The sequence below is a fragment of the Pseudomonas sp. 15A4 genome (assembly GCF_016925575.1).
Classification (GTDB): Bacteria; Pseudomonadota; Gammaproteobacteria; order Pseudomonadales; family Pseudomonadaceae; genus Aquipseudomonas.
This window is the reverse complement of the sequence record NZ_CP068986.1, coordinates 5,128,920-5,151,854: the sequence shown is the minus strand read 5'-3', so window position 1 is coordinate 5,151,854 and position 22,935 is coordinate 5,128,920. Positions and strand designations below refer to the sequence as shown.

Annotated in this window: 17 protein-coding genes, 4 tRNA genes, 1 pseudogene and 1 riboswitch; of the genes and pseudogenes, 11 read left to right on the top strand and 11 right to left on the bottom strand. The window is 59.9% G+C overall.

Annotated elements, in window-relative coordinates; translation table 11 throughout:
• Positions 1-165: 165 nt before the first annotated feature.
• Positions 166-660, bottom strand: coding sequence for a 6,7-dimethyl-8-ribityllumazine synthase (locus JN403_RS22795; protein WP_205484435.1), 495 nt, complete (start codon positions 658-660; stop codon positions 166-168).
• A gap of 126 nt (positions 661-786) precedes the next feature.
• Positions 787-946: riboswitch (FMN riboswitch) on the bottom strand.
• Between the two features lie 183 nt (positions 947-1,129).
• Between JN403_RS22795 and ltaE the strand changes: the two genes are divergently transcribed.
• From ltaE to JN403_RS22760, 7 genes are all read left to right on the top strand, one after another.
• Complete coding sequence (ltaE, locus tag JN403_RS22790) at positions 1,130-2,134, top strand: low-specificity L-threonine aldolase (RefSeq protein WP_205484434.1); 1,005 nt, start codon at positions 1,130-1,132, stop codon at positions 2,132-2,134.
• Between the two features lie 142 nt (positions 2,135-2,276).
• Positions 2,277-4,895: an alanine--tRNA ligase gene (gene alaS, locus JN403_RS22785; protein ID WP_205484433.1), complete on the top strand. Its 2,619-nt coding sequence runs from the start codon at positions 2,277-2,279 to the stop codon at positions 4,893-4,895.
• A gap of 90 nt (positions 4,896-4,985) precedes the next feature.
• Positions 4,986-6,218, top strand: coding sequence for an aspartate kinase (locus tag JN403_RS22780; RefSeq protein WP_122537559.1), 1,233 nt, complete (start codon positions 4,986-4,988; stop codon positions 6,216-6,218).
• A gap of 178 nt (positions 6,219-6,396) precedes the next feature.
• The gene (gene csrA / locus JN403_RS22775) at positions 6,397-6,585 is read left to right on the top strand and encodes a carbon storage regulator CsrA (protein ID WP_122537560.1); all 189 of its coding nucleotides are present in this window, start codon (positions 6,397-6,399) and stop codon (positions 6,583-6,585) included.
• 62 nt (positions 6,586-6,647) lie between these two features.
• Positions 6,648-6,737: transfer RNA gene (locus JN403_RS22770), tRNA-Ser, on the top strand.
• Positions 6,738-6,844: 107 nt separating this feature from the next.
• A tRNA-Arg gene (locus JN403_RS22765) sits at positions 6,845-6,921 on the top strand.
• A 139-nt stretch (positions 6,922-7,060) separates the two neighbouring features.
• Positions 7,061-7,137: transfer RNA gene (locus JN403_RS22760), tRNA-Arg, on the top strand.
• 41 nt (positions 7,138-7,178) lie between these two features.
• Here JN403_RS22760 and JN403_RS22755 read toward each other — a convergent pair.
• Positions 7,179-7,664, bottom strand: a complete 486-nt coding sequence (locus JN403_RS22755) for a DUF4124 domain-containing protein (RefSeq protein WP_122537561.1) — start codon at positions 7,662-7,664, stop codon at positions 7,179-7,181.
• A 321-nt stretch (positions 7,665-7,985) separates the two neighbouring features.
• Here JN403_RS22755 and mgtE point away from each other — a divergent pair, with 321 nt between their 5' ends.
• A complete protein-coding gene (mgtE, locus tag JN403_RS22750) occupies positions 7,986-9,428 on the top strand; it encodes a magnesium transporter (RefSeq protein ID WP_122537562.1) in 1,443 nt (480 codons plus the stop codon).
• A gap of 124 nt (positions 9,429-9,552) precedes the next feature.
• Here mgtE and JN403_RS22745 read toward each other — a convergent pair whose 3' ends face one another.
• From JN403_RS22745 to JN403_RS22735, 3 genes are all read right to left on the bottom strand, one after another.
• A complete protein-coding gene (locus tag JN403_RS22745) occupies positions 9,553-9,879 on the bottom strand; it encodes an Arc family DNA-binding protein (protein ID WP_065986187.1) in 327 nt (108 codons plus the stop codon).
• Positions 9,880-10,308: 429 nt separating this feature from the next.
• The gene (locus JN403_RS22740; protein ID WP_205484431.1) at positions 10,309-10,506 is read right to left on the bottom strand and encodes a PA3371 family protein; all 198 of its coding nucleotides are present in this window, start codon (positions 10,504-10,506) and stop codon (positions 10,309-10,311) included.
• Between the two features lie 72 nt (positions 10,507-10,578).
• Complete coding sequence (locus JN403_RS22735; RefSeq protein WP_205484429.1) at positions 10,579-10,827, bottom strand: hypothetical protein; 249 nt, start codon at positions 10,825-10,827, stop codon at positions 10,579-10,581.
• A gap of 286 nt (positions 10,828-11,113) precedes the next feature.
• Here JN403_RS22735 and JN403_RS22730 point away from each other — a divergent pair.
• A tRNA-Arg gene (locus JN403_RS22730) sits at positions 11,114-11,185 on the top strand.
• A gap of 104 nt (positions 11,186-11,289) precedes the next feature.
• Here the strand turns inward: JN403_RS22730 and JN403_RS22725 are convergent.
• From JN403_RS22725 to JN403_RS22710, 4 genes and pseudogenes are all read right to left on the bottom strand, one after another.
• Positions 11,290-12,746 (bottom strand): annotated as a pseudogene (locus JN403_RS22725) (diguanylate cyclase).
• Positions 12,747-12,870: 124 nt separating this feature from the next.
• Positions 12,871-13,467: a chemotaxis protein CheB gene (locus tag JN403_RS22720; protein ID WP_205484427.1), complete on the bottom strand. Its 597-nt coding sequence runs from the start codon at positions 13,465-13,467 to the stop codon at positions 12,871-12,873.
• A gap of 205 nt (positions 13,468-13,672) precedes the next feature.
• Positions 13,673-15,313 carry a malate dehydrogenase (quinone) gene (gene mqo, locus JN403_RS22715; protein ID WP_205484425.1) on the bottom strand — a complete coding sequence of 547 codons (1,641 nt, stop codon included), beginning with the start codon at positions 15,311-15,313 and terminating at the stop codon, positions 13,673-13,675.
• Positions 15,314-15,691: 378 nt separating this feature from the next.
• Positions 15,692-17,332, bottom strand: a complete 1,641-nt coding sequence (locus JN403_RS22710) for a methyl-accepting chemotaxis protein (RefSeq protein WP_205484423.1) — start codon at positions 17,330-17,332, stop codon at positions 15,692-15,694.
• A 308-nt stretch (positions 17,333-17,640) separates the two neighbouring features.
• On the opposite strand from JN403_RS22710, the gene JN403_RS22705 reads away from it, so the two are divergent.
• Both JN403_RS22705 and JN403_RS22700 read left to right on the top strand, forming a co-directional pair.
• Positions 17,641-19,245: a response regulator gene (locus JN403_RS22705; RefSeq protein WP_122537569.1), complete on the top strand. Its 1,605-nt coding sequence runs from the start codon at positions 17,641-17,643 to the stop codon at positions 19,243-19,245.
• Complete coding sequence (locus tag JN403_RS22700; RefSeq protein ID WP_205484421.1) at positions 19,242-19,934, top strand: HAMP domain-containing sensor histidine kinase; 693 nt, start codon at positions 19,242-19,244, stop codon at positions 19,932-19,934. Before JN403_RS22705 ends, JN403_RS22700 begins: the two co-directional genes overlap by 4 nt.
• Positions 19,935-20,096: 162 nt before the next feature.
• Here JN403_RS22700 and JN403_RS22695 read toward each other — a convergent pair whose 3' ends face one another.
• Together JN403_RS22695 and JN403_RS22690 are read right to left on the bottom strand one after the other, a co-directional pair.
• Entirely contained in the window at positions 20,097-20,819 is a 723-nt protein-coding gene (locus tag JN403_RS22695) for a FadR/GntR family transcriptional regulator (RefSeq protein ID WP_122537571.1), read from the bottom strand.
• A 292-nt stretch (positions 20,820-21,111) separates the two neighbouring features.
• Positions 21,112-22,854, bottom strand: coding sequence for an IlvD/Edd family dehydratase (locus JN403_RS22690; protein WP_205484419.1), 1,743 nt, complete (start codon positions 22,852-22,854; stop codon positions 21,112-21,114).
• Positions 22,855-22,935: the final 81 nt, after the last annotated feature.

Here is a 22,935-nt window from a genome sequence, read left to right as displayed (position 1 = left end):
CCGAACTGTGGGAGCGAGCTTGCTCGCGAAGAGGCCGGTACATCCGCTACATTTCTAGCGGCTGGAATGCCGTCTTCGTGAGCAAGGTGGAGCGCCACCCCGGTCACTCCCACAGGGGCCGGTACATCCGCTAATTTTCTGGCGGATGTACTGCCGTCGGTTTGATCAACCCGCCGCTTTCTGCACCTCACCCACCCGACGCACTGCACGCAGTTTTGTCAGCGTGTCGGCGCACGTTTTGGCGGCTTCCTGGCCTTTGTGCACGAAGTGGTCGAAGAAATACTTCTGGTGCTCTTCACCCGCGTGGAAGTGGTGCGGGGTCAGCACGACCGAGAACACCGGCACTTCGGTTTCCAGCTGAACCTGCATCAGCGCGCTGATCACCGACTGCGCAACGAACTCGTGGCGATAGATACCACCGTCGACCACCAGACCGGCCGCCACGACGCCGCCGTAGCGACCCGACTTGGCGAGCAATTTGGCGTGAAGCGGGATTTCGAACGCGCCGCCGACTTCAAAGAAATCGATGTCGGTCTCGGCGTAACCGTGTTGCGCCATCTCGGCGACAAACCCTTTACGCGCTTGATCGACGATTTCCTTGTGCCAGCAGGCTTGAATGAAAGCGATGCGCTCGTGAGCGTGAATGGCGGTAGGTTGCATGTGTTCTGACTCCTGTTTAATGAAAAAAACAGGGCGTTTTGGATCGAATGGGATGCCAGGGTACGTGCGAAACCGTCCCCGACGCCAAGCGCCTGGAGCTGTCTCGAAACGATCCTGTTGTGCCAGTCCCGTTCTCTCTTCATCCGGACTATGACCGTCGGCCCCGGGATCACACCGGGTCTGCTGACCTTGCATCGAGCCTTAGCTCGGCGCAAGCGCTCGCGGGCTAGACGCATTGCGCGCCATTACCGCCGGTGGGGAATCGCACCCCGCCCTGAGAACGTTGCCAACGGCGTTTCGCGTCGGCGTGCAGTTTGTAACATACATTTCCCGGATTCGCTTGGAGCCTTTTTGATGGTTTTCATCAGCTTTTCTTATAAGGCGTATTGGCATTCCCGCCCCAAGCCTTGATTATCGGTGCCCCGGGCCTCAGAACTGAGGCTCGACCCTAATCATTGGGAGCTTCATCGTGGCGGTTATCGATCTGCGCAGTGACACCGTGACCCAACCCTCCGCCGGCATGCGCGACGCCATGGCCGGCGCGCCCCTTGGCGATGACGTGTACGGCGAAGACCCGACGGTCAATCGGCTGGAATCGTGGCTGGCCGAGCGTCTCGGTTTTGCCGCCGCGCTGTTCGTGCCGACCGGCACCATGAGCAACCTGCTCGGCCTCATGGCCCACTGTGAACGGGGCGACGAATACATCGTCGGCCAGCAGGCACACACCTACAAATATGAAGGCGGCGGGGCGGCGGTGCTCGGCTCGATCCAGCCTCAGCCCCTCGACAACCAGGCGGACGGATCGCTGGACCTGGATCAAGTGGCTGCCGCCATCAAGGCCGACGATTTTCATTTCGCCCGCACCCGGTTGCTGGCCTTGGAAAACACCATGCAGGGCAAGGTTCTGCCGATGGAATACCTCGCGGCGGCCCGGGCATTTACCCGCGAAAAAGGCCTCAGCCTGCACCTGGACGGCGCTCGCTTGTACAACGCCTCTGTCAAGCTGGGGGTGGACGCGCATGAGATCACCCGCCATTTCGATTCGGTGTCGGTGTGCCTGTCCAAAGGGCTCGGCGCGCCGGTCGGCTCGGTGCTGTGCGGCTCAAGTGAGTTCATCGCCAAGGCCCGGCGTCTGCGCAAGATGGTCGGCGGCGGTATGCGTCAGGCCGGTCTCCTGGCGGCAGCGGGGCTGTACGCGCTGGAGCATCAGGTCGAGCGCCTGGCCGACGATCACGCCAATGCCACCGCTCTGGGCAAAGCGCTTGCAGACCTCGGTTTTAACGTCGAGCCGGTGCAGACCAACATGGTTTACGTGCAGATCGGCGATCGTGCCCAGGCGCTCAAAGCTCTGTGTGCCGAGCGCGGTATCGTGCTGAGCGCTGCGCCGCGGTTGCGCATGGTCACCCATCTTGATGTGACGGCTGCGCATCTGGACAAGGTCGTTGCGGCCTTTGCCGAATTTGGCGTTCGCTGATCGGGTGATCGGCCCGATTGCCGGTTTCTATCGAATAACACGCTGTACCGAGCGTACAACGCCTATATAATGCGGCCCTTTGCCGTCGCTGCGTCGAACGACGCTATGCATGTGCCAGGCCGCAGTTCCCGTGGAAGAACCTATGAAAAGCGCAGAAATCCGTGAAGCCTTCCTTCGCTTCTTCGAAGAGCAAGGCCACACCCGAGTCGCCTCCAGCTCCCTGATCCCGGGCAACGACCCGACCCTGCTGTTCACCAACGCAGGCATGAACCAGTTCAAGGATTGCTTCCTCGGCCAGGAAAAACGGGCCTACACCCGCGCCGTCAGCAGCCAGAAGTGCGTACGTGCCGGTGGCAAGCACAACGACCTGGAAAACGTCGGCTACACCGCGCGCCACCACACCTTCTTCGAAATGCTGGGCAACTTCAGCTTCGGTGATTATTTCAAGCGCGACGCGATCACCTACGCGTGGACCTTCCTCACCGGCGTGCTGAACCTGCCCAAGGAAAAGCTCTGGGTCACGGTTTACGCCTCGGACGACGAAGCCTACGACATCTGGACCAAAGAGATCGGCGTGCCGGCCGAGCGCATGGTGCGCATCGGTGACAATAAAGGCGCGCCTTACGCCTCCGACAACTTCTGGACCATGGGCGACACCGGCCCGTGCGGCCCATGCACCGAGATCTTCTACGACCACGGCGCCGACATCTGGGGCGGCCCGCCGGGTTCGCCGGAAGAAGACGGCGACCGTTACATCGAGATCTGGAACAACGTGTTCATGCAGTTCAATCGCACGGCCGACGGCGTGCTTCACCCGCTGCCAGCGCCATCGGTCGACACCGGCATGGGCCTTGAGCGCGTCAGCGCCGTCCTGCAACACGTCAATTCCAATTACGAAATCGACCTGTTCCAGAGCCTGTTGGCCGCCGCTGCCAAAGCCATCGGCTGCAGCAACGACAATCAGGCGTCCCTGAAAGTCGTCGCCGACCACATCCGCTCGTGCGGCTTCCTGATTGCCGACGGCGTGCTGCCGTCCAACGAAGGCCGCGGCTACGTGCTGCGCCGCATCATTCGTCGTGCCTGCCGTCACGGCAACAAGCTGGGCGCCAAGGGCAGCTTCTTCTACCAGATCGTCGCTGCACTGGTCGCCGAAATGGGCGAAGCCTTCCCCGAGCTGAAGAACCAGCAGGCGCACATCGAGCGCGTGCTGAAGGCCGAAGAAGAGCAGTTCGCCAAGACCCTGGAGCAGGGCTTGAAGATCCTCGAGCAGGATCTCGCCGAACTCAAGGGCACCATCGTCCCCGGCGACGTGGTCTTCAAGCTGTACGACACCTACGGTTTCCCGATGGACCTGACCGGCGACATCGCCCGCGAACGCAACCTGACCCTCGACGAGGCCGGTTTCGAGCGTGAGATGGACGCCCAGCGTGAACGTGCGCGTTCCGCCAGTTCCTTCGGCATGGACTACAACAGCCTGGTCAAGGTTGACGTGGCCACGCAGTTCACCGGTTACAAAGCCACCGCAGGCGAGGCCAAGGTCGTCGCCCTGTACAAAGACGGCCTCGCGGTCGAGCAATTGAGTGAAGGCGAGGACGGCGTGGTCATCCTCGACCAGACTCCGTTCTACGCAGAGTCCGGCGGCCAGATTGGCGACAGCGGTTACCTGACCGTGGGCGATGCGCGCTTCGACGTGAGCGACACCACCAAGACCGGCGGCGCGTTCCTGCACCACGGCGTTCAAGTGTCGGGCAGCCTGAAAGTCGGCACCACCGTCAGCACCGAAGTGGCTGCCGAAGTGCGCCAGGCCACTTCGCTGAACCACTCCGCCACGCACCTGCTGCACGCTGCATTGCGCCAAGTGCTGGGCGATCACGTCCAGCAGAAAGGCTCGCTGGTCGACAGTCAGCGCCTGCGTTTCGACTTCAGCCACTTCGAAGCCATCAAGCCCGAGCAGATCAAGGCGCTTGAAGACATCGTCAACGCCGAAGTGCGCAAGAACACGGCCGTCGAAACTGAAGAAACCGACATCGAGACCGCCAAGCAGAAGGGCGCCATGGCGTTGTTCGGCGAGAAGTACGGCGACAACGTCCGCGTGCTGAGCATGGGCGGCGGTTTCTCGGTCGAGCTGTGCGGCGGCATTCACGCCAACCGCACCGGCGACATCGCGCTGTTCAAGATCATCAGCGAAAGCGGTGTGGCCGCCGGCGTGCGCCGTATCGAAGCGGTGACCGGCGCCGTGGCACTGGAATACCTGAACGCGGCTGAAGAACAACTGAAGGAAGCCGCGAACCTGGTCAAAGGCAATCGTGACAACGTTCTGGACAAGCTGTCGGCGGTGCTGGAACGCAATCGGCTGCTGGAAAAACAGCTGGAACAACTGCAGGCCAAGGCGGCCAGTGCTGCGGGCGACGATCTGTCAGGGTCGGCAGTGGACGTCAAGGGCGCCAAGGTTCTCGCTGCCCGTCTCGACGGTCAGGATGGCAAGGCGCTGCTGGCCCTGGTTGATCAATTGAAGAACAAGCTCGGCCGCGCAGTGATCCTGCTCGGCGGGGTGCATGAAGACAAGGTCGTGCTGGTGGCAGGCGTCACCAAAGACCTGACTGGCCAACTCAAAGCCGGTGATTTGATGAAGCAGGCGGCTGCCGCAGTAGGCGGTAAAGGCGGCGGTCGTCCTGACATGGCGCAAGGCGGCGGTGTTGATGCTGCCGGACTCGAAGCAGCGCTGGCACTGGCTGTTCCGTTCGCCGAGCAAGGTATTTAAGTCGACCCACCCGGGGCCCGTCATTCGGGTCCCGGCGCTTCGCGGTTTGAATGATAACGGGCGCCCTTCATGGGCTGAGGCGGCTTTGAGATGGCTTTAATCGTACAAAAGTTTGGCGGCACCTCGGTGGGCTCGGTCGAGCGCATCGAACAGGTGGCCGACAAGGTCAAGAAATTCCGTGATGCGGGCGATGATCTGGTGGTGGTGCTTTCGGCCATGAGCGGCGAAACCAATCGCCTGATCGAACTGGCCCGGCAGATCAGCGATCAGCCGGTGCCTCGCGAGCTGGACGTCATTGTTTCCACCGGTGAGCAGGTCACCATTGCTCTACTGGCCATGGCGCTGATCAAGCGCGGCGTTCCGGCTGTGTCGTATACCGGCAATCAGGTCCGCATCCTGACCGACAGCGCCCATAACAAGGCGCGTATTCTGCAGATCGACGATCAGAAAATCCGCGCTGACCTGAAGGCCGGTCGTGTGGTGGTGGTCGCCGGATTCCAGGGCGTCGATGAAGACGGCAACATCACGACCCTGGGTCGTGGCGGGTCCGACACCACCGGCGTGGCCCTGGCTGCGGCATTGAAAGCCGATGAATGCCAGATCTACACCGACGTCGATGGCGTCTACACGACTGACCCGCGTGTTGTGTCGCAGGCCCAGCGTCTGGACAAGATCACCTTCGAAGAAATGCTGGAGATGGCGAGCCTTGGCTCCAAGGTCCTGCAGATCCGCGCGGTCGAGTTCGCCGGCAAGTACAACGTCCCGCTGCGCGTACTGCACAGCTTCAAGGAGGGTCCAGGCACCCTCATTACCATTGATGAAGAGGAATCCATGGAACAGCCGATCATTTCGGGCATCGCCTTCAACCGCGACGAAGCCAAGCTGACCATCCGTGGCGTGCCAGACACCCCGGGCGTTGCGTTTAAGATTCTCGGTCCCATTAGTGGCGCGAACATCGAAGTCGATATGATCGTGCAGAACGTTTCGCACGATAACACCACCGATTTCACCTTCACCGTTCACCGCAATGATTACCAGGCCGCGCTGCAGGTTCTGCAGAACACCGCCAGTGAAATCGGCGCGCGCGAAGTCATTGGCGACACCAAGATCGCCAAGGTTTCCATCGTCGGTGTCGGCATGCGTTCCCATGCCGGTGTTGCCAGCCGCATGTTCGAAGCGCTGGCCAAGGAGAGCATCAACATTCAGATGATCTCGACATCCGAAATCAAGGTCTCGGTGGTGATCGAAGAGAAGTACCTGGAGCTGGCCGTGCGCGCACTGCATACCGCTTTCGAACTCGACGCACCGCGTCAGGGCGAGTAAGCCTTGGACAGAAGGCCCGATTTCGGTCGCGCCTTCTGCGAGTGGATGTGTGCAAGCCGCTATTCTTTTTCCGGCGCTGGTCGATACTGAGGCATGATCCTGCGGCCTCTGGCTCGGGATCATGCCGTTTGTCTGTGCAGACTGTAGTCCCTTGAATGTAAGCCGTAAGGAGATAGGTATGCTGATTCTGACTCGCCGGTGCGCGGAAAGTCTGATCATTGGTGATGGTGAAGTCACCGTGACCGTGCTCGGCGTAAAAGGCAATCAAGTACGTATTGGGGTCAACGCGCCCAAGGAAGTGGCTGTTCACCGCGAAGAGATTTACCTGCGTATAAAGAAAGAGAAGGACGAAGAACCAAGCCATTAATTTTTATTGAATTTTTGGTTTGCAAACGGGGAAAAGGGTGGTTATTATACGCCCCGTGTTGCGGAGAGCTGGCCGAGTGGCCGAAGGCGCTCCCCTGCTAAGGGAGTACACCTCAAAAGGGTGTCGGGGGTTCGAATCCCCGTTCTCCGCCATTATTTGCGTAGTACGTTGTAATCTGGCTTGATCGGTAAGTTGTTGAATTTACTAGAAAAAGTGCTTGACCAAGAGATTTGACGGCCTATAATGCGCGGCAACAAATGCACTCGTAGCTCAGCTGGATAGAGTACTCGGCTACGAACCGAGCGGTCACAGGTTCGAATCCTGTCGAGTGCACCATTTAAGCGTTGCTTGTAGTGATACAAGCAACTGTCTTAAGTTAGAAAGAGCCTGGCTTCAACAGGTCTTCGGAAGCACCACTCACTTCCAGAAGTAAAATGCGATGCCCAGAGGTGAACTGGTTTAAAAAGCACCATCTGCACTCGTAGCTCAGCTGGATAGAGTACTCGGCTACGAACCGAGCGGTCACAGGTTCGAATCCTGTCGAGTGCACCATAAAACGAAAAGCCCGCATGCAAATGCGGGCTTTTTGCTTTCTAGCGTTTGCCTTTTACACAGCCGTGCTCATCGAATGACACCTGTCGGCTGCGTCCCTTCTTTTCCTCATACACATATCGGACTTCAGCGTTCCGGCTGATGATCTTGTCCGGTCGTCCGAGCAAATTTTCCACATCACGTTTGCTCATCCCCGTTGGCGTCTGCCGATTGATGATTGCCTTGCGGCGCTGCTCTGCGCTCAGGATATTTCCGCAACCATCATCGCGCTGACCCACGACCACCACCTCTCGGCTTTTGCGATCTTTCGTCTCCTCCGCTTTCGAAGTTGGAGGAGGGGGCGTGAAAGTCATGCCTGATGCTGGGTTGATACCCTGTGGTGTTGTCGTTTGGCCGCTGGGGCAGCTCAGCGTGGTGAAGGTCACGCTGCCGCTTTGATCCTGGCAGCGATTGACGGTGGAGGCACCTACGCCGAATGGCAAAAGCAGTAGCAGAGTGATGAAGAGCTTTTCAGTGTTCAGCGGCATCGCGACGTCCTCCCTGACCTGTGTCCGCAAAGGGTAGCGATGAGAATTTCTCACGGCGAGCGAGTTTTGTTCGCCGGATGTGACGGCGCGATATCAGGGACTCGGACAACGGTTAGGGATGCGATGCAACCGATTGTTTCAGGTTGAATTTTTAGCCTCCCGCCACGGCAAGCGGTGTATGATTGCGGCCGTCAGCCCCGCCGGGGCTTGTGGACTACCTCCATGGACTTACCCAGTAGCAACTCAATACTAAGTTTCACCAATCAAGAATCGACTGATTGATCTTCTGGCGGGTTCCACTGCTGGGAGTGGAGTTCGCCTATGACCCAAATCGAAGTAAAAAAGACGCAGGAAAGCCTTCAGGATCGTCTCGCCCAAGTCATCGACTTGCTGCAGCGTCAGCGCATCGTCGAAGACCTGACACACCGTCAGGAAGGCCAGCACCAGGATCGTGTCGAAAACCTCGTTCACCGGCAGAACCTCGTGGAGCTGCAGCGTAAGCTCGACGATCTGCACTCTGCCGACGTTGCCTACATCCTCGAAGCACTTCCCCTCGAAGACCGTCTGACGGTCTGGCAGCTGGTGAAGGCCGAGCGTGACGGTGACATCCTTCTCGAAGTGTCCGACTCCGTTCGGGAAACCCTGATCGCCGACATGGACGATCATGAGCTGCTGGCCGCCGCCAAGGAAATGGACGCCGACGAGCTCGCCGACCTTGCTCCAGAGCTGCCGCGCGATGTCGTCCATGAGCTGATGGAGGCGCTGGACAGTCAGCAGCGCGAGCGCGTGCGCTCTGCTCTGTCCTACGACGAGGAGCAGGTCGGCGCCCTGATGGACTTCGAGATGGTGACGATCCGTGAGGATGTCAGCCTGGAAGTCGTTCTGCGTTATCTGCGCCGTCTCAAAGAACTGCCCGGCCACACCGACAAGCTGTTTGTTGTCGATTCCGATGGCGTGCTCAAGGGCGTTCTGCCCATCAAGCGTCTGCTGGTCAACGACCCCGAAAAGCAGGTGTCGGAGGTCATGGCCAGCGACCCGGTGAGCTTCCACCCTGACGGCGATGCATATGAAGCCGCCCAGGCGTTCGAGCGTTACGACTTAATTTCCTCCCCGGTGGTCGACAAGAACGGCAAGCTCATCGGCCGTTTGACCATCGACGAGATGGTCGACCTCATCCGCGAGGAGAGCGAGACCGAAGTGCTCAACATGGCGGGTCTGCGCGAAGAAGAAGACATCTTCGCTTCGGTCTGGCGTTCGCTGCGCAACCGCTGGTCCTGGCTGGCGGTCAACCTGATTACAGCCTTTCTCGCCTCACGTGTGATCGGCCTGTTCGAAGGCTCCATCGAGAAGCTGGTGGCGCTGGCGGCATTGATGCCGATCGTGGCGGGGATCGGGGGCAACTCCGGCAACCAGACCATCACCATGATCGTTAGGGCCATGGCTCTTGATCAGGTCAACACCGGCAACACCTCACGCCTGATGCGCAAAGAGCTGGCCGTTGCGCTCATCAACGGTCTGGTGTGGGGCGGGGTGATAGGGATTGTTGCTTATCTTCTCTACAACAGTTGGTCCCTTGGGGTGGTGATGACCGTCGCCATGACATTGAATCTGCTATTGGCGGCGTTGATGGGCGTGCTGATCCCGATGACCCTGGCGCGGCTCGGGCGCGATCCGGCCATGGGCGCCAGTGTGATGATCACGGCCATGACGGACAGTGGCGGGTTCTTTATCTTTCTCGGGCTGGCGACCGTATTCTTGCTTTGACCCATCGCTTCAATCGAAACCGCCTTCAAGGCGGTTTTTAATGCGCGCAGACCAGGTTTCAACCGAATTTCAGGCACAAAAAAGCCAGCAGAGCGCTGGCCTTTAAGTCTCTGGCTTGCGCGACTTATTCGTCGTCGTTTGCCAGGCTAGTGTCATGTGCAATCAGGGAAACCAGCGCGTTCTGTTGGCGATGAGCCAACTGACGGAAGCGCTGCAACAGCTCACGTTCATGAAGCGAAAGCTCCGGGCTGTCCAGGCGCAGGCTTGGCTCATCACCCAGCGCGCCTTCTTGAATCAGACTCTGCTCAATACGCGCAATGATTTCAGAGTTCATGCTGCGGTGGTGCTGTTTGGCGACGTCCGCAATACGCTCGCGCATGCCTTCCGGTAGACGAACTACGAACTTGTCAGCTGTGCGACTGGAATAATTGGCCTGTTTCATAGGGCTCATATATTTAACCGAATTAGTTCAAAGAGAGAGGCGGTTCTTGCATTAGGCCGCGAGATGTCATGCTCTGACTGTCTTTTAGACGAAATGTTCAACCAGCCCGCATAAAGGACCGACATCCTGCATCAATGCGTCGAATCCTTGGCGTCAAATGTGTGACAAATATTGAACTAGATAAAGGCTTTTAGCCAGCACCAATTATCCGAATTGCGTGCTGGTTTGCAAAGTGCGAAGGCTAGCGGCCTGATGGTACTGGGCCTGCGCCGTGATGGCTATCTGTCTCCAGCGTAGTGGGAGAATAAGCAAAATACGAGGAGGGAGTGAATAAAAAGACGAAGGGTCGGCTGCGGTGTGAGCGCCTTGCATATGCCTCAGCCGCCTGGGAGACGGCGATCAGCCTTGAAAGCACCCCAGCGTGGGGCTGGCGAGGCGTCAGGACTTGGCTTGCCGCAAGATCGGGTCAAACTTGATGCGGCGCCCTACGAAGAGTGCTACAACGAACAGGCTGGCAAAAACGCCTGCCGCGGCTTTCGCCAAGGTGCTCATCGTTTCCATTGAAGGCACCAGTAGCTGGTCTGCTGCGAGGGCCATCAGGGCCAGGATCAGGAATGAAATTGCTGCTTTGGACATGGTTGCTCTCTATGTTTGCTCTCTGGAAGAGAGCTCATCGAACTCTTTGAAACTGCCGATCGGCGATTTTTTTCAGAATACCCAACGGTCCGGGCGGTTAACGGGTACCGCCTCTTCACTGTCATTAGCCAAGATAGCTTCTGTACCCTGGCTCGGCATGGCTGCGAACCTGGGAGCTTGCTGCATGAGGTAATGGGGCTGCGCCTGTATTGCCAAGCTCTCTGAACGGACCGCCTCTGACGTGCTGCCATCATCCTGGAAGTGGAAGGCGACCAATGCGACAAGCGCGGCAGCGTTAAGCAGGGGCAGGGTCATGTTCATCTCGGGTACCTTCGCAGGGATGGCGTACAGAAGGGTAATTTGCGAGGAAAAGTATTGCAGCCTGCATGCCAATCTCGAAGACGAATAAAACCGATGTAAATCAATAACCTATGGCTTATTTGGCGGATTGTAGGGTTGCGTTTTGCAATATGGCCTATTGCCGTCGTTGCATTCTGCACGATGGCCCTTCGATGTGACGTCCAGCCAGCGGCCTACAGCTCCCGTTGATAATGACGACATGACAAGCATGCGCCTTGCCGTTAAGATGCACGCCGTCCGTTTTAGTGTCCTCTTAGTTCAACGGATAGAACGAGCCCCTCCTAAGGGCTAGATGCAGGTTCGATTCCTGCAGGGGACATATCTGATCCACTTCCATTCCCGCCAGAACACCTTTCCTTCCCGGTAACGCGTCCCGGCCGCCGGCCATTCAAACCCATCTGTCATTCATGCCTGCGTGCTCGCTTAAGCGTGCTGATCTGCATACCAGCGATTGCGACCATTATTTTTCGCGTAGTAGAGATAGGCATCCGCCGCTTTGATCATGCCGGCGGGGGTCGTGTCTTCCTGCGCAGGAAACCTGGCTGTGACGCCAGCGCTTGCGGTGACGATTCGCTCAGGATGATCGGCATGTTCCAGCGCGAGCCCACGGATAGCCTGCAGGATGTCCTCCGCAAGACGCCCTGCACCTTGGATGTCAGTGTCCGGGAGCAATATCGTGAATTCCTCTCCGCCGTAACGAACGGCGAGGTCCGCAGGGCGTTTCAGCACGCCGCTGATGGCCTGAGCGACCTGCTGGAGGCAGTCGTCACCCGCGCCGTGGCCGTAGCGGTCGTTGAAGCGCTTGAAGTAATCGATGTCGAGCATGATCAGGGCAAGCGGGTAGCGCTGACGTTTCGCGCGCCCGATTTCGCTGTGGAGTGCCATGTCGAGGCGCCGGCGGTTGCCCAGCCCGGTCAGGCTGTCGGTCAGTGCCATGTCTTTGACCGCCTGGTGGGCGAGGCGTATTTCACTTTCCATGGCCATGCGGCGGCGCAGCTGGGTGAGTACGATGAAGGCAAATCCGATGAGCCCGGCAACCAGGACCAACAGCACGAGTCCGGACTTGAACAGGTCGCGACGCCACGGCCCTACGAAGGACTCTCTCGACAGCCCCGCTTCGACCACCAGCGGGTAGCTGGACAGGGCGCGGTAAGCGTACAGCCGGTACGTGCCGTCAACGATGGCTTTGACTTCCGCAACCCCTTCGTCGGCGGTCGGCAGGTAGCGTTTGAATATCTCGCTGTCGGCCAGGCTTTGCCCCACCATCGAATCCATGAAAGGGCGCCTGATCAGGATAGTGCCGTCGCGCATCGCCAGGACCAGCGCACCACGATCATCAATCTTGAAGTCGCCGTAGTAATCCATGAAGTAGCTGAGCTTGATGGTGCCCAGCAGCACGCCCGCGAACGACCCGTCCGGGTTATTCAGCCGTCGGGAGACCGGGATAATCAGCTCGCCGGTGGACCGGCTCTTGACCACGTTACTGATGCGTACACGGTGATCGGTGTGGGTCCGGTGATAGTTAAAGTAATCCCGGTCTGCGTTGTTTGCAGTCTCCGGGGTGATGTCCTTGTCGGTGACGATCCATCGACCGTCGGGGCCGTAGATGAACAGCCCGTGGAGCTGAGGCATGAGCCTCGATTGCTGCACCATCAGGGCGTGAATGCGGGGAACGTTGATATTGGCCAGGCCGTCGCCTTCGACCCGCTCACCCAGGGCGTACGTCAGGATGTCGACCTGCCTGATGGCGTCCTCAGCGTGCTGCGCCGTGGCACGGGCCAGATTGGTGACCGAGTCCCGGGCGAAGTCGTACGCGTGGTTGTAGTCGCGCCAGGCGCGCCACCCTCCACCGAGATGAACGTCAGCAGCACCAGAATCATGAAAGCAAGGGTCAGGCGAAACACCGCCGTGTTGCGCCCCGGGCCCAGGTCCAGCAGATCGAAGGCGCCTGACGGCGGTGGATGCTGTTCGCCTCCTGGCATGCTCGCGGTCTCCTGCAATAAGTCAGCTATGGACGCTGCCGACCGCTTTGATCAGCGCGTCTGCCATTTCTTCCGCACTCAGTTGAGGGCTCGATATGGTTTTTCGCATCGTCTCGATCGGCATGCTGGGCACCGGCGCCTCCTCGGGACGCTGGACAAAACTCAACCCGCCGGCGTTCTTGACCGCTACCGCACCCTCCGCACCATCGGAGTCGCCGCCTGACAGCACCAGGCTGATCACTCGCTCGCGAAAAACCTCGGCAGCAGTGGTGAACAGGCGATCGGCGGCAGGACGTGCGAGGTGCAGCTTGGGTCCGTCGTCGAGATGAATGATCCCGGGGGAGACGATTTCCAGATGCCGGTCAGGAGGGGCGAGGTACACACGGCCAGGCAGCACCGGTTCGCCTTCCTCACCATAGCCTACAGGCAGCGTCGAGTAACGACCGAGCACTGAAGCCATGTAGTCGGGACCTGAAGGGAGCGTGTGAATGACGATGAGCACCGCAGCGGGGAAATCCGCCGGCAGCTTGACGAGCAGGTGCCGCAGGGCCTCGGTCGCGCCTTGTGAACCTGCGATGACGACGACATCCCTAAGCACTTGTGTATTTGTGGCGTCCATACCTTTCTCCCTGACTGGTTCTACAGGATGGACCCGACGCAAGCGCTTGCCGTTCACTTTCACCTCATCAGCGGTTGCCGACGCTCTTCAGGCAATCCGCAAGGCCCTTGGGTGGGTGAACAGGCAATAAAAAAGCCACGAGACGCGGAGTCTCGTGGCTTTCGTGAACGGCTGCAGAGGCATCGATGCAAACGGTCAGGCGTGCTTACAGCGCCATGTCGCTGGCGGGCTTGCTTTCAGCAGGCTTGCCCGGCGCAGCAGTGCTGGTGCCGACGCTCTGATCGAGCACAGGTGGCTTGCCCAGTTGCAGCACTTCGGCAGTGTAGTTCCACTCTTGCTGAACAGCAGCTGGCGATTCATTCAGCTTGGTGCCATAGCTCGGCACGATCTGATGGATCTTCGCTTGCCACTCAGGCGTCGCAACCTGAGTCTTGAACAGTTTTTCCAGGACGTTGAGCATGATCGGTGCAGCAGTCGAAGCACCTGGCGATGCGCCCAGCAGGGCAGCGATGGTGCCGTCCTGGGAGGAAACGACTTCGGTGCCCAGTTTCAGCACGCCGCCCTTGTCCGCGTCACGCTTGATGATCTGCACGCGCTGACCGGCTTGCCACAGGCGCCAGTCTTCTTTCTTGGCGTGCGGGAAGTATTCCTGCAACGCCTTGAAACGGTCGTCGTCAGACAGCATCAACTGACCGGCGAGGTACTCGACCAGCGGGTACTGCTCGATGCCCACTTTGGTCATTGGCCAGAAGTTGTGGGTGGTCATGCTGCTGAACAGGTCGAAGTACGAACCTTCTTTCAGGAACTTGGTGGAGAAGGTGGCGAACGGGCCAAACAGGATCACGCGCTTGCCGTCCAGCACGCGGGTGTCCAGGTGCGGAACCGACATGGGCGGCGCGCCGGTGGAGGCGATGCCGTAGGCCTTGGCCATGTGCTGCATGGCAACGGTCGGGTTCTCGGTCACCAGGAACGAACCACCAACCGGGAAGCCTGCGTAGTCCTGAGCTTCGGGAATGCCGGATTTCTGCAGCAGCTTCAATGCGCCGCCGCCTGCACCGATGAACAGGAACTTGGCGTCGGTACCGGTGGTGGTGCCGTCTTTCAGGTTCTTGTATTCAACGTGCCACGAACCGTCGTCGTTGCGGGTGATGTCGTTGACTTCGCTGGACAGCTTCAAGTCGAAGTTCGGGCGGGTCTGCAGGTACGACACGTACTGGCGGGTCACTTCACCCCAGTTGACGTCGGTGCCGATTGGCGTCCAGGTGGTCGCCAGCTTCTGCGAAGGATCACGGCCTTCCATCATCAGCGGGACCCACTTGGCGATCTGCGCCGGGTCTTCGGAATACTGCATCGGGCGGAACAGCGGGCTGGCTTGCAGCGCGTCATAACGCTTTTTCAGGAATTTGATGTTGTCATCGCCCCACACGAAGCTCATGTGCGGTGTGGTGTTGATGAACGAAGGCGGGTTCTTCAGGACGTTCTGGCGGACCTGCCAGGACAGGAACTGACGGGTGACCTGGAAGGCTTCGTTGATCTCGATGGCTTTGGAGATGTTGACCTTGCCGTCTTTGTCTTCAGGCGTGTAGTTCAGCTCGGCGAGACCGGAGTGACCGGTGCCTGCGTTGTTCCAGCCGTTGGAGCTTTCTTCGGCCACGGCGTCGAGGCGCTCGACCATTTCCATCGACCAGCTCGGCTCGAGTTCATTGAGCCAGACGCCCAGGGTCGAACTCATGATGCCGCCGCCGATCAGCAGTACATCGACTTTCTTGCTTTCTGCGGCATGGGCTTGCAGGAAGGTGGCCGAAATCGCGAGGCCCAGTAGAGCGGTGCTCGTTTTCTTGAACATCGAATCATCCAATAGATAGAAAGTTATCCGCCTGCAGCAATCGTCGCGCAACGTCCTGCGATGCCGGGCGCCAGTGTGCGGCGCGAACGTCAGACAGGCTTCGCTCTCGGAAAACGAGGAGGAAGGGTCAAGAGGCCAGTGAACAGGTCGACCTCGTGTTCTATGTCCCTCGGTGCTGTGCTTTTTATTCGATCATTGGAATCAGCAGCTTGAGTAAACATCATCCACCGCAGGACCTGGTCATCAGGTCCATCCCCTGCGGCGGGCGGGGATTGTACCCGAAATGTCATTTTCGACAAATCGGGTGTCAAATTAGTCAATACGCCATTTTGTCTCAGGGTGGCGATTGGCTGGCCGGACGCCGAAACGCCAAGCCGGTTACAGCGTGAATTTACCGACCATGGCGTGGAACGACACGGCCAATCGCGACAGCGCCTGACTCGAGGCGCTGGTCTGGTTGGCGCCCGCCGCGGTCTGTGTCGACAAGTCCTGGATGTTCACCAGATTGCGGTCTACTTCGCGAGCCACTTGCGCCTGCTCTTCCGCGGCGCTGGCGATGACCAGGTTGCGTTCGTTCATCTGGCTGACGCCCTCGCTGATGCGTGCCAGTGCGTGGCCGGCCTCGGTCGCCAGCGACTGAGTGTGCACGGCGATTGCCTGACTCTTGCCCATGGCCTGTACGGCTTCGTCGGCGCCATTGCGCACCTTGGTGATCATCGACTCGATTTCGCCGGTGGAGGTCTGAGTGCGGTGGGCGAGGGCACGTACTTCGTCCGCCACCACCGCAAAGCCTCGGCCCTGCTCGCCGGCGCGGGCGGCTTCGATGGCGGCATTGAGCGCCAGCAGGTTGGTCTGCTCGGCGATCCCGCGGATCACATCGAGCACTTTGGTGATATCGCGGATCTGCCCGGCCAGCGCTTCGACGCGTTGGGTCGAGTCGGTGATTTCCACGGTCATGGTATTCATCGCGGTGACAGCCTGTTGCACTTGTTGCTGGCCCTTGATGGCATCTTCGGAGGTCTGCGCAGACACCTGCGACGCGCTGGCGGCGTTGCGCGCCACTTCTTCCACCGCAGCGGTCATCTCATTGACGGCCGTGGCGGCTTGCTGGATTTCATCGTTCTGACGCATGAGCCCGCGGGTGCTGTCATCGGTGACCATGGTCAGTTCTTCAGCGGCGGACGCCAACTGGTCCGACGCGGTGGCGATCTGCTGAACCGTGCCTTTGAGGCTGCCCTGCATGTTGGACAGCGCCTTGAGCAACTGACCGGTTTCATCCTGGCCGCCACCCTGGATCGCCTGACTCAAATCACCCGCCGCCACCCGGGTGGCGCTGGCCACCGATTGGTAGATAGGCCGGGTGATCATTCGCGTGACGCTCAGCCCCAACGTGATGGCGCACACCACCGCGATCAACGAGCCGATGATCAGCGTCCAAGTGACCTGCTTGTCCGTTTCAACCCCCGCCTGGGCCTGTTCGTTGGCCTGGCGCATGTTGGATTCGATCATGAGTTTCAGTTCACCCATGGTCTTGCGATAGCTGGGCGTCACGCTGGTGGCCGCCAGTTTGCTGGCTTGCTCCAGGTCGCCGCTCTGCGCCACAGACAGCGCATTGAGGGCGGCGCTGATGTAAGCGGCCCAGTCGCGTTCGAAGTCATCGCCTGCGGCTCTTTCATCCGCTTCAAGCGGCGTTGAGCGATAGACCTTGAAGTCGGTCTCGGCCTGGGCCTGATTTTCTTTCAGTGACTGGATCGCCGCGTTGATGTCGTCCGGGTTGGCCTTGAGCGCGCTCAGTCCGATGGCCTTGAAAAAGTCGCGGTTGGTGGCGATGACGTTGGCCTTCACCGAATCGACTTTGGCGATCGATACCAGATTGTCGCTTACGGTGTTTTCAAACAGCTCGTAGAGGCGGGAGATACCGCTCTGACCCAGCACGCCCACGACCACGGTGATCAGCGCACACAGGCAGAAAGCCGAAAGGAGCTTGGTCTTCAATTTCAGGTCGGTCAGCCAGGACATGGGGTGCACTCGAAGGGAATGGGTTGTTGCTGTTGGCTACGCGTTGCATGACTGGATATCGGCTGGGCACCCAAGGACTTTACCTGCTCGTGCACGCCTCATTCGGCGTCGATGCCCCCATCAACCCGACGCGCGCCCGTCACTTTTCCCGCGCGGCGTGCCTAAGCTTTGCCCTGCAGCCGCCGATAACTCGGACAAGCGGCGTCATGCCGCATTTCTATTGGCCGTCTCTGCCCGACGTTGGGAACGAGACCGCCGCCCTTGCAAGTGCCTCAGGGCCGACTATTTATCCGGTGACAGGAATCTCGATGCTGGCGTGGAACCAAAAAACCTTTCTGATCGTCGACGATTTTTCCGACTTCCGCAGTTCGGTCCGCTCGATGCTGCGCGAGCTGGGCGTCAGGGCAGTGGACACTGCCGACACCGGCGAAGAGGCGCTGAAGATGTGCGCGCAGAAGCGCTACGACTTCATCCTCCACGACTTCAATCTGGGCGATGGCAAGAAAAACGGCCAGCAGGTGCTTGAAGACCTGATGACCGATCGGCTGATCAGCCATGAAAGCGTGTTCGTCATGGTCACCGCTGAAAACAGCCAGGCGATGGTGATGAGCGCCCTGGAGTGGGAGCCGGATGCGTACCTCACCAAGCCGTTCAACCGCGCGAGCCTGGCTCAGCGTCTGGAGAAGATCGTCCAGCGCAAGACCCTGCTCAAACCGATCCTGCAAGCGCTCGATCGCAGCAACCCCACCGAAGTGCTGGCGGCCTGCCTCGCGCTGACCAAACAGGACCCCCGTTTTGCGCCGCTGTGCCTGCGCTACAAAGCCGACGCACTGCGTGACCTCAACCAGCACGAGCCGCTGGAAGCCTTTCTCAAATCGATCCTCGCGGACCGCCCGCAGCCCTGGGCATATGCGGCATTGGGCAAGCTGCTGTTCAAGCGCGGCCGCAATGCCGAAGCGCAAGCCGTGTACGAAGAAGCGATTCGCGCCTTCAACGCCATGCCAGTGTTGTACGACGGGCTGGCCGATGTGTTGGTGGCCAGCGGCGACAACAAGCGCGCCCAGAAGATGCTGGAAGAAGCGGTGCGCTTGTCGCCCTACGCCGTTCGCCGTCAGCGTTTGCTGGGCAAACTGGCGCTGGAAAATGAGGACTTCGACGGTGCGTCGAAAGCGTATCGTCAGGCCGTTTCCCAGGGCCAGTTTTCTCGCTTCAAGGACCCGGAAACCAACCTGGGTTTTGCTCAGGCATTGATCAGCCGTGGTGGCGAGCGCGGGCTGGATGCGCGCACTCGCGTGGAGATCAACCAGACCCTGACCGAAGTCGCCAAAGAGAACGGCAACGATGCCGGCCTGCAGGTGCGCGCGCGTCTGATGAAAGCCACCAGCGTCGCATCTTCTGATCCGGACATGGCCGCCAAGCTGACCGAGCAGGCGATGGAGCGGCTCGAGGGCATGGAGCAGTTTCTCAGCGCCGATGCGGCGCTGGCGGTGGCGTCGCAGCTCAAGGCGCTCGGCCAGGAAAACGCCGGCGCGGGCATTCTGAAAAGCTGTGCCGAGATCTACGGCGACGATCCGGTGGTTATGCAGAACATCGCCAAGCAGACCGACGATCCCGAGATTCTCGGTGCGGGCAAAGCGGCTATCGACTTCAACGTTCAGGGCATTCGCTGCTACCGCGCCGGCAAGCTCGGCGAGGCGCAGGATCTGTTCCGCCAGGGCCTGGCCCTGCAACCGAAGAACATCAGTATCGCCCTGAACATGGCGCAGTCGCTGCTGCACATGGGCGTTCAGAACCTCGACGCGGCGAGCCTGGCGGAATGCCAGAACAGTCTCAAGATGGTCGGCAAGATGCCAGAGACCGACCCGCGCTTCGAGCGCTTCCAGAAACTGCGGCTGAGGGCTTTCGGCGAATGAAAGATCAGGATCTCGGGCTCGACTTCTCTATGGTGATTGCTTCCACTGTCCATGACATGAAGAACTCGCTGGGTTCGTTGATTCAGGCCCACGGTCAATGGGTCAAGCAGCTTCCCGAGAACTGTCGTGGTACGCCGGATCAGGGTGTCATTGATTACGAATTCGCCCACCTGAACGGCATGCTGGTGCAGCTGCTTGGGCTGTACAAGCTGGGGGTCAACCAACTGCCGTTGCGCCCGGATTATCACGAGCTGGACGATTTCATCGAAGCGCAGCTGGCCTTCCATCAGGAAGTCCTCGTCAGTCGCGGCATCTCTGCCCGCTTTACCGTCGATGCTTTCGATTTGCCGGGTTTCTTTGATCGCGAGCTGGTGGGTTCGGTGGTGTCCAACGTGGTCATCAACGCCATTCGCTTTGCGCGCAGCGAAGTGCTGATTACGGCAGGACAGGTCGGCGAGCAACTGGTGATCAGCATCAACGACGACGGCCCGGGCTTTCCCGCGCGCATGATCGAGGAGCAGACCGACTACGTGCTGGGGATCAACCAGAACAGCGGCAGCACGGGGTTGGGTTTGTACTTCGCGGCGAACATTGCCCGGCAGCATCAGCGCAAAGGCGTCCCCGGCCACATCGAAATTGCCAACGGCGGCGAGCTGGGCGGCGGGTTGTTCAGCATTTATCTGCCCTGACAACAATGACGCTGTGGGCGAATCTGTGGGAGCGAGCTTGCTCGCGAATACGGTATTCCATCGCTTGAAAATTCAGCGGAAGCCGCCCTTTCGCGAGCAAGCTCGCTCCCACAGTCTCTGCGTAAGCCGCCTGATGGTGGACACGGCAGGAGCGTCTGCCAATTACAGCTTCACGCCTTTTCCGAGCACCACATTCAGCGCGTTGCGCGCATCGTCCAGTTGCACCAGCGTGGCGTGGTGGGCGCCCAGTGCATCGCGATTTTCGATGGCAGTGAGGATCGCACGATGGCGGGGCAAGGCCAGTTCGTGCAGGTTCGGGCGTTTGTTGGAATGCTTCAACGCTTCGCGCAGTGCCAGCGACAGCATGTTGCACAAGTGCGCGAGCAGGTCGTTGTGAGTAGCGTCGGCGATGCGGCTGTGGAAATCGAGGTCGGGTTGCAGCACGTCTTCGACGGTCGGCGCCGCAGCCATGCGCTCGTAGGCTTCGCCAATGGCGGTGAGGTCTTCGGGGGTCGCATGTTGCGCGGCGAGGGCGGCGGCGGCCGGTTCGATGATGCTGCGCACGCTGGTGAGCAGGGCGAAAAATTCATTCTGCGGCGAGCTTTGCATCAGCCAGTGCAGCACGTCCGGGTCGAGGATGTGCCATTCGCGGCGCGGCTTGACCACCGTGCCCACCCGTGGCCGGGAATACACCAGCCCTTTGGCGACCAATACCCGCGTGGCTTCGCGCAGCACCGGACGGCTGACCGCATATTCTTCACAGAGCAAGGCTTCGGCGGGGAGCTTGTCGTCGGGCTTGAATCGACCCGAGACAATCTGCATGCCGATGTCCTGGACAATGCGCGAGTGCATGCTTTTACGGTCGGAGGGCTTACGGTAATCCATGGGGCGCGGGGCGATCCTGAGCGATGAATGCGGCGCATCATAGCATTGGCGGCGAGAGAGGCGCGCCGCCCGAAATGAGCTGGGATTGTTCGGCCGAACACCGAACCTGTGGGAGCGAGCTTGCTCGCGAAAGCTTATGTCCAGCCGCCAGAGATGCAGCGGCTGGACTGACGTCTTCGCGAGCAAGCTCGCTCCCACAGGATCTCCACCAGTCGCGGAATTCCAGGTTGAGTCTGAACTCAGTCGCTCCCACAGTTCCGGCGGCGTGGCGCACTCAATTAATGACTGTCAATCAATGCGAATGCCGTGGCACTTCCGAGCCGCGCATGCCGACCAGGAAGTCGAAGTCGCAACCCTGATCCGCCTGCATCACATGATCGATGTACAGCTGACGGTATCCGCCGATCAACAACTGTGGCGGCGCTTGCCAATCGGCCAAGCGCGCGGCCAGTTCCGCTTCCGGGATGTCCAGGTGCAAGCGGCCGGTTGCACAATCCAGCTCTATGAAGTCACCTTCCTGCACCACCGCCAGCGGACCGCCGGCAGCCGCTTCGGGCGCCACGTGCAATACCACCGTGCCGTACGCCGTGCCGCTCATGCGTGCATCGGAAATTCGCACCATGTCGGTCACGCCCTGGGCCAGCAGCTTGGCCGGCAGACCCATGTTCCCAACTTCGGCCATGCCCGGATAACCTTTCGGCCCGCAGTTCTTCATCACCAGAATGCTGCTGGCGTCGACGTCCAGATCCGGATCGTTGATGCGCGCCTTGTACATGTCAAAGTTCTCGAACACCACGGCGCGACCCCGGTGCTTCATCAGCGCAGGCGTGGCGGCGGACGGCTTGAGCACTGCGCCCAATGGTGCAAGGTTGCCGCGCAGCACGCAGATACCGCCATCGGCCACCAGCGGATTGTCGATGGCGCGGATCACTTCATCGTCGCCATAGATCGGCGAGTTCTGCACGTTTTCCCAGAGCGTCTTGCCGTTGGCGGTCAAGGCCTCGGGATGGGGAATCAGGTTGTTCTCGCCCAGACGACGCAACACCGCAGGCAGGCCGCCGGCGTAGTAGAACTCTTCCATCAGGAAGCGCCCGGAAGGCTGCAGGTCCACCAACGTTGGCGTGCCGCGACCGATGCGGGTCCAGTCGTCGAGCTCCAGCTCTACGCCAATACGACCGGCGATGGCCTTGAGATGGATAACCGCGTTGGTCGAACCGCCGATGGCCGCGTTGACGCGAATGGCGTTTTCGAAGGCTTCGCGGGTCAGGATTTTCGAGAGGCGCAGGTCTTCGTTGACCATCTGCACCGCGCGCATGCCGGACATGTGCGCCAGTACATAACGGCGGGAGTCGACGGCAGGAATCGCAGCGTTGTGCGGCAACGAAGTACCGAGCGCTTCGGCCATGCACGCCATCGTCGAGGCGGTGCCCATGGTGTTGCAGGTACCGGCCGAGCGGGACATGCCCGATTCGGCGGAGAGGAATTCGTCGAGGCTGATCTGCCCGGCTTTGTAGGATTCGTGCATCTGCCAGACGATGGTGCCGGCGCCGATGTCCTTGCCCTTGTGCTTGCCGTTGAGCATCGGCCCGCCGGTGACGACGATGGCCGGGATGTCACAGCTGGCGGCGCCCATCAACAGGGCAGGGGTGGTCTTGTCGCAACCGGTGAGCAGCACCACGCCGTCGATGGGGTTGCCGCGAATCGCCTCTTCGACGTCCATGCTCGCCAGGTTGCGGGTCAGCATCGCGGTGGGGCGCAGGTTCGATTCGCCGTTGGAGAAGACCGGGAATTCCACCGGGAAACCACCGGCCTCGATCACGCCGCGTTTGACGTGTTCGGCGATGGTGCGGAAGTGGGCGTTGCAGGGAGTGAGCTCGGACCAGGTGTTACAGATGCCGATGATCGGCTTGCCCTGGAACTGATGGTCGGCGATGCCCTGGTTCTTCATCCAGCTGCGGTACATGAAGCCGTTCTTGTCGGCGGTACCGAACCACTGGGCGGAGCGCAGCACGGGTTTCTTATCGGAATCAGACATAAATCGGCACTCTTATTGTTAGGGCTTATTTGTAAGACTAAAGGCTGCAGGTGCCGACTAAAATAGGCCGAAAATGTCACG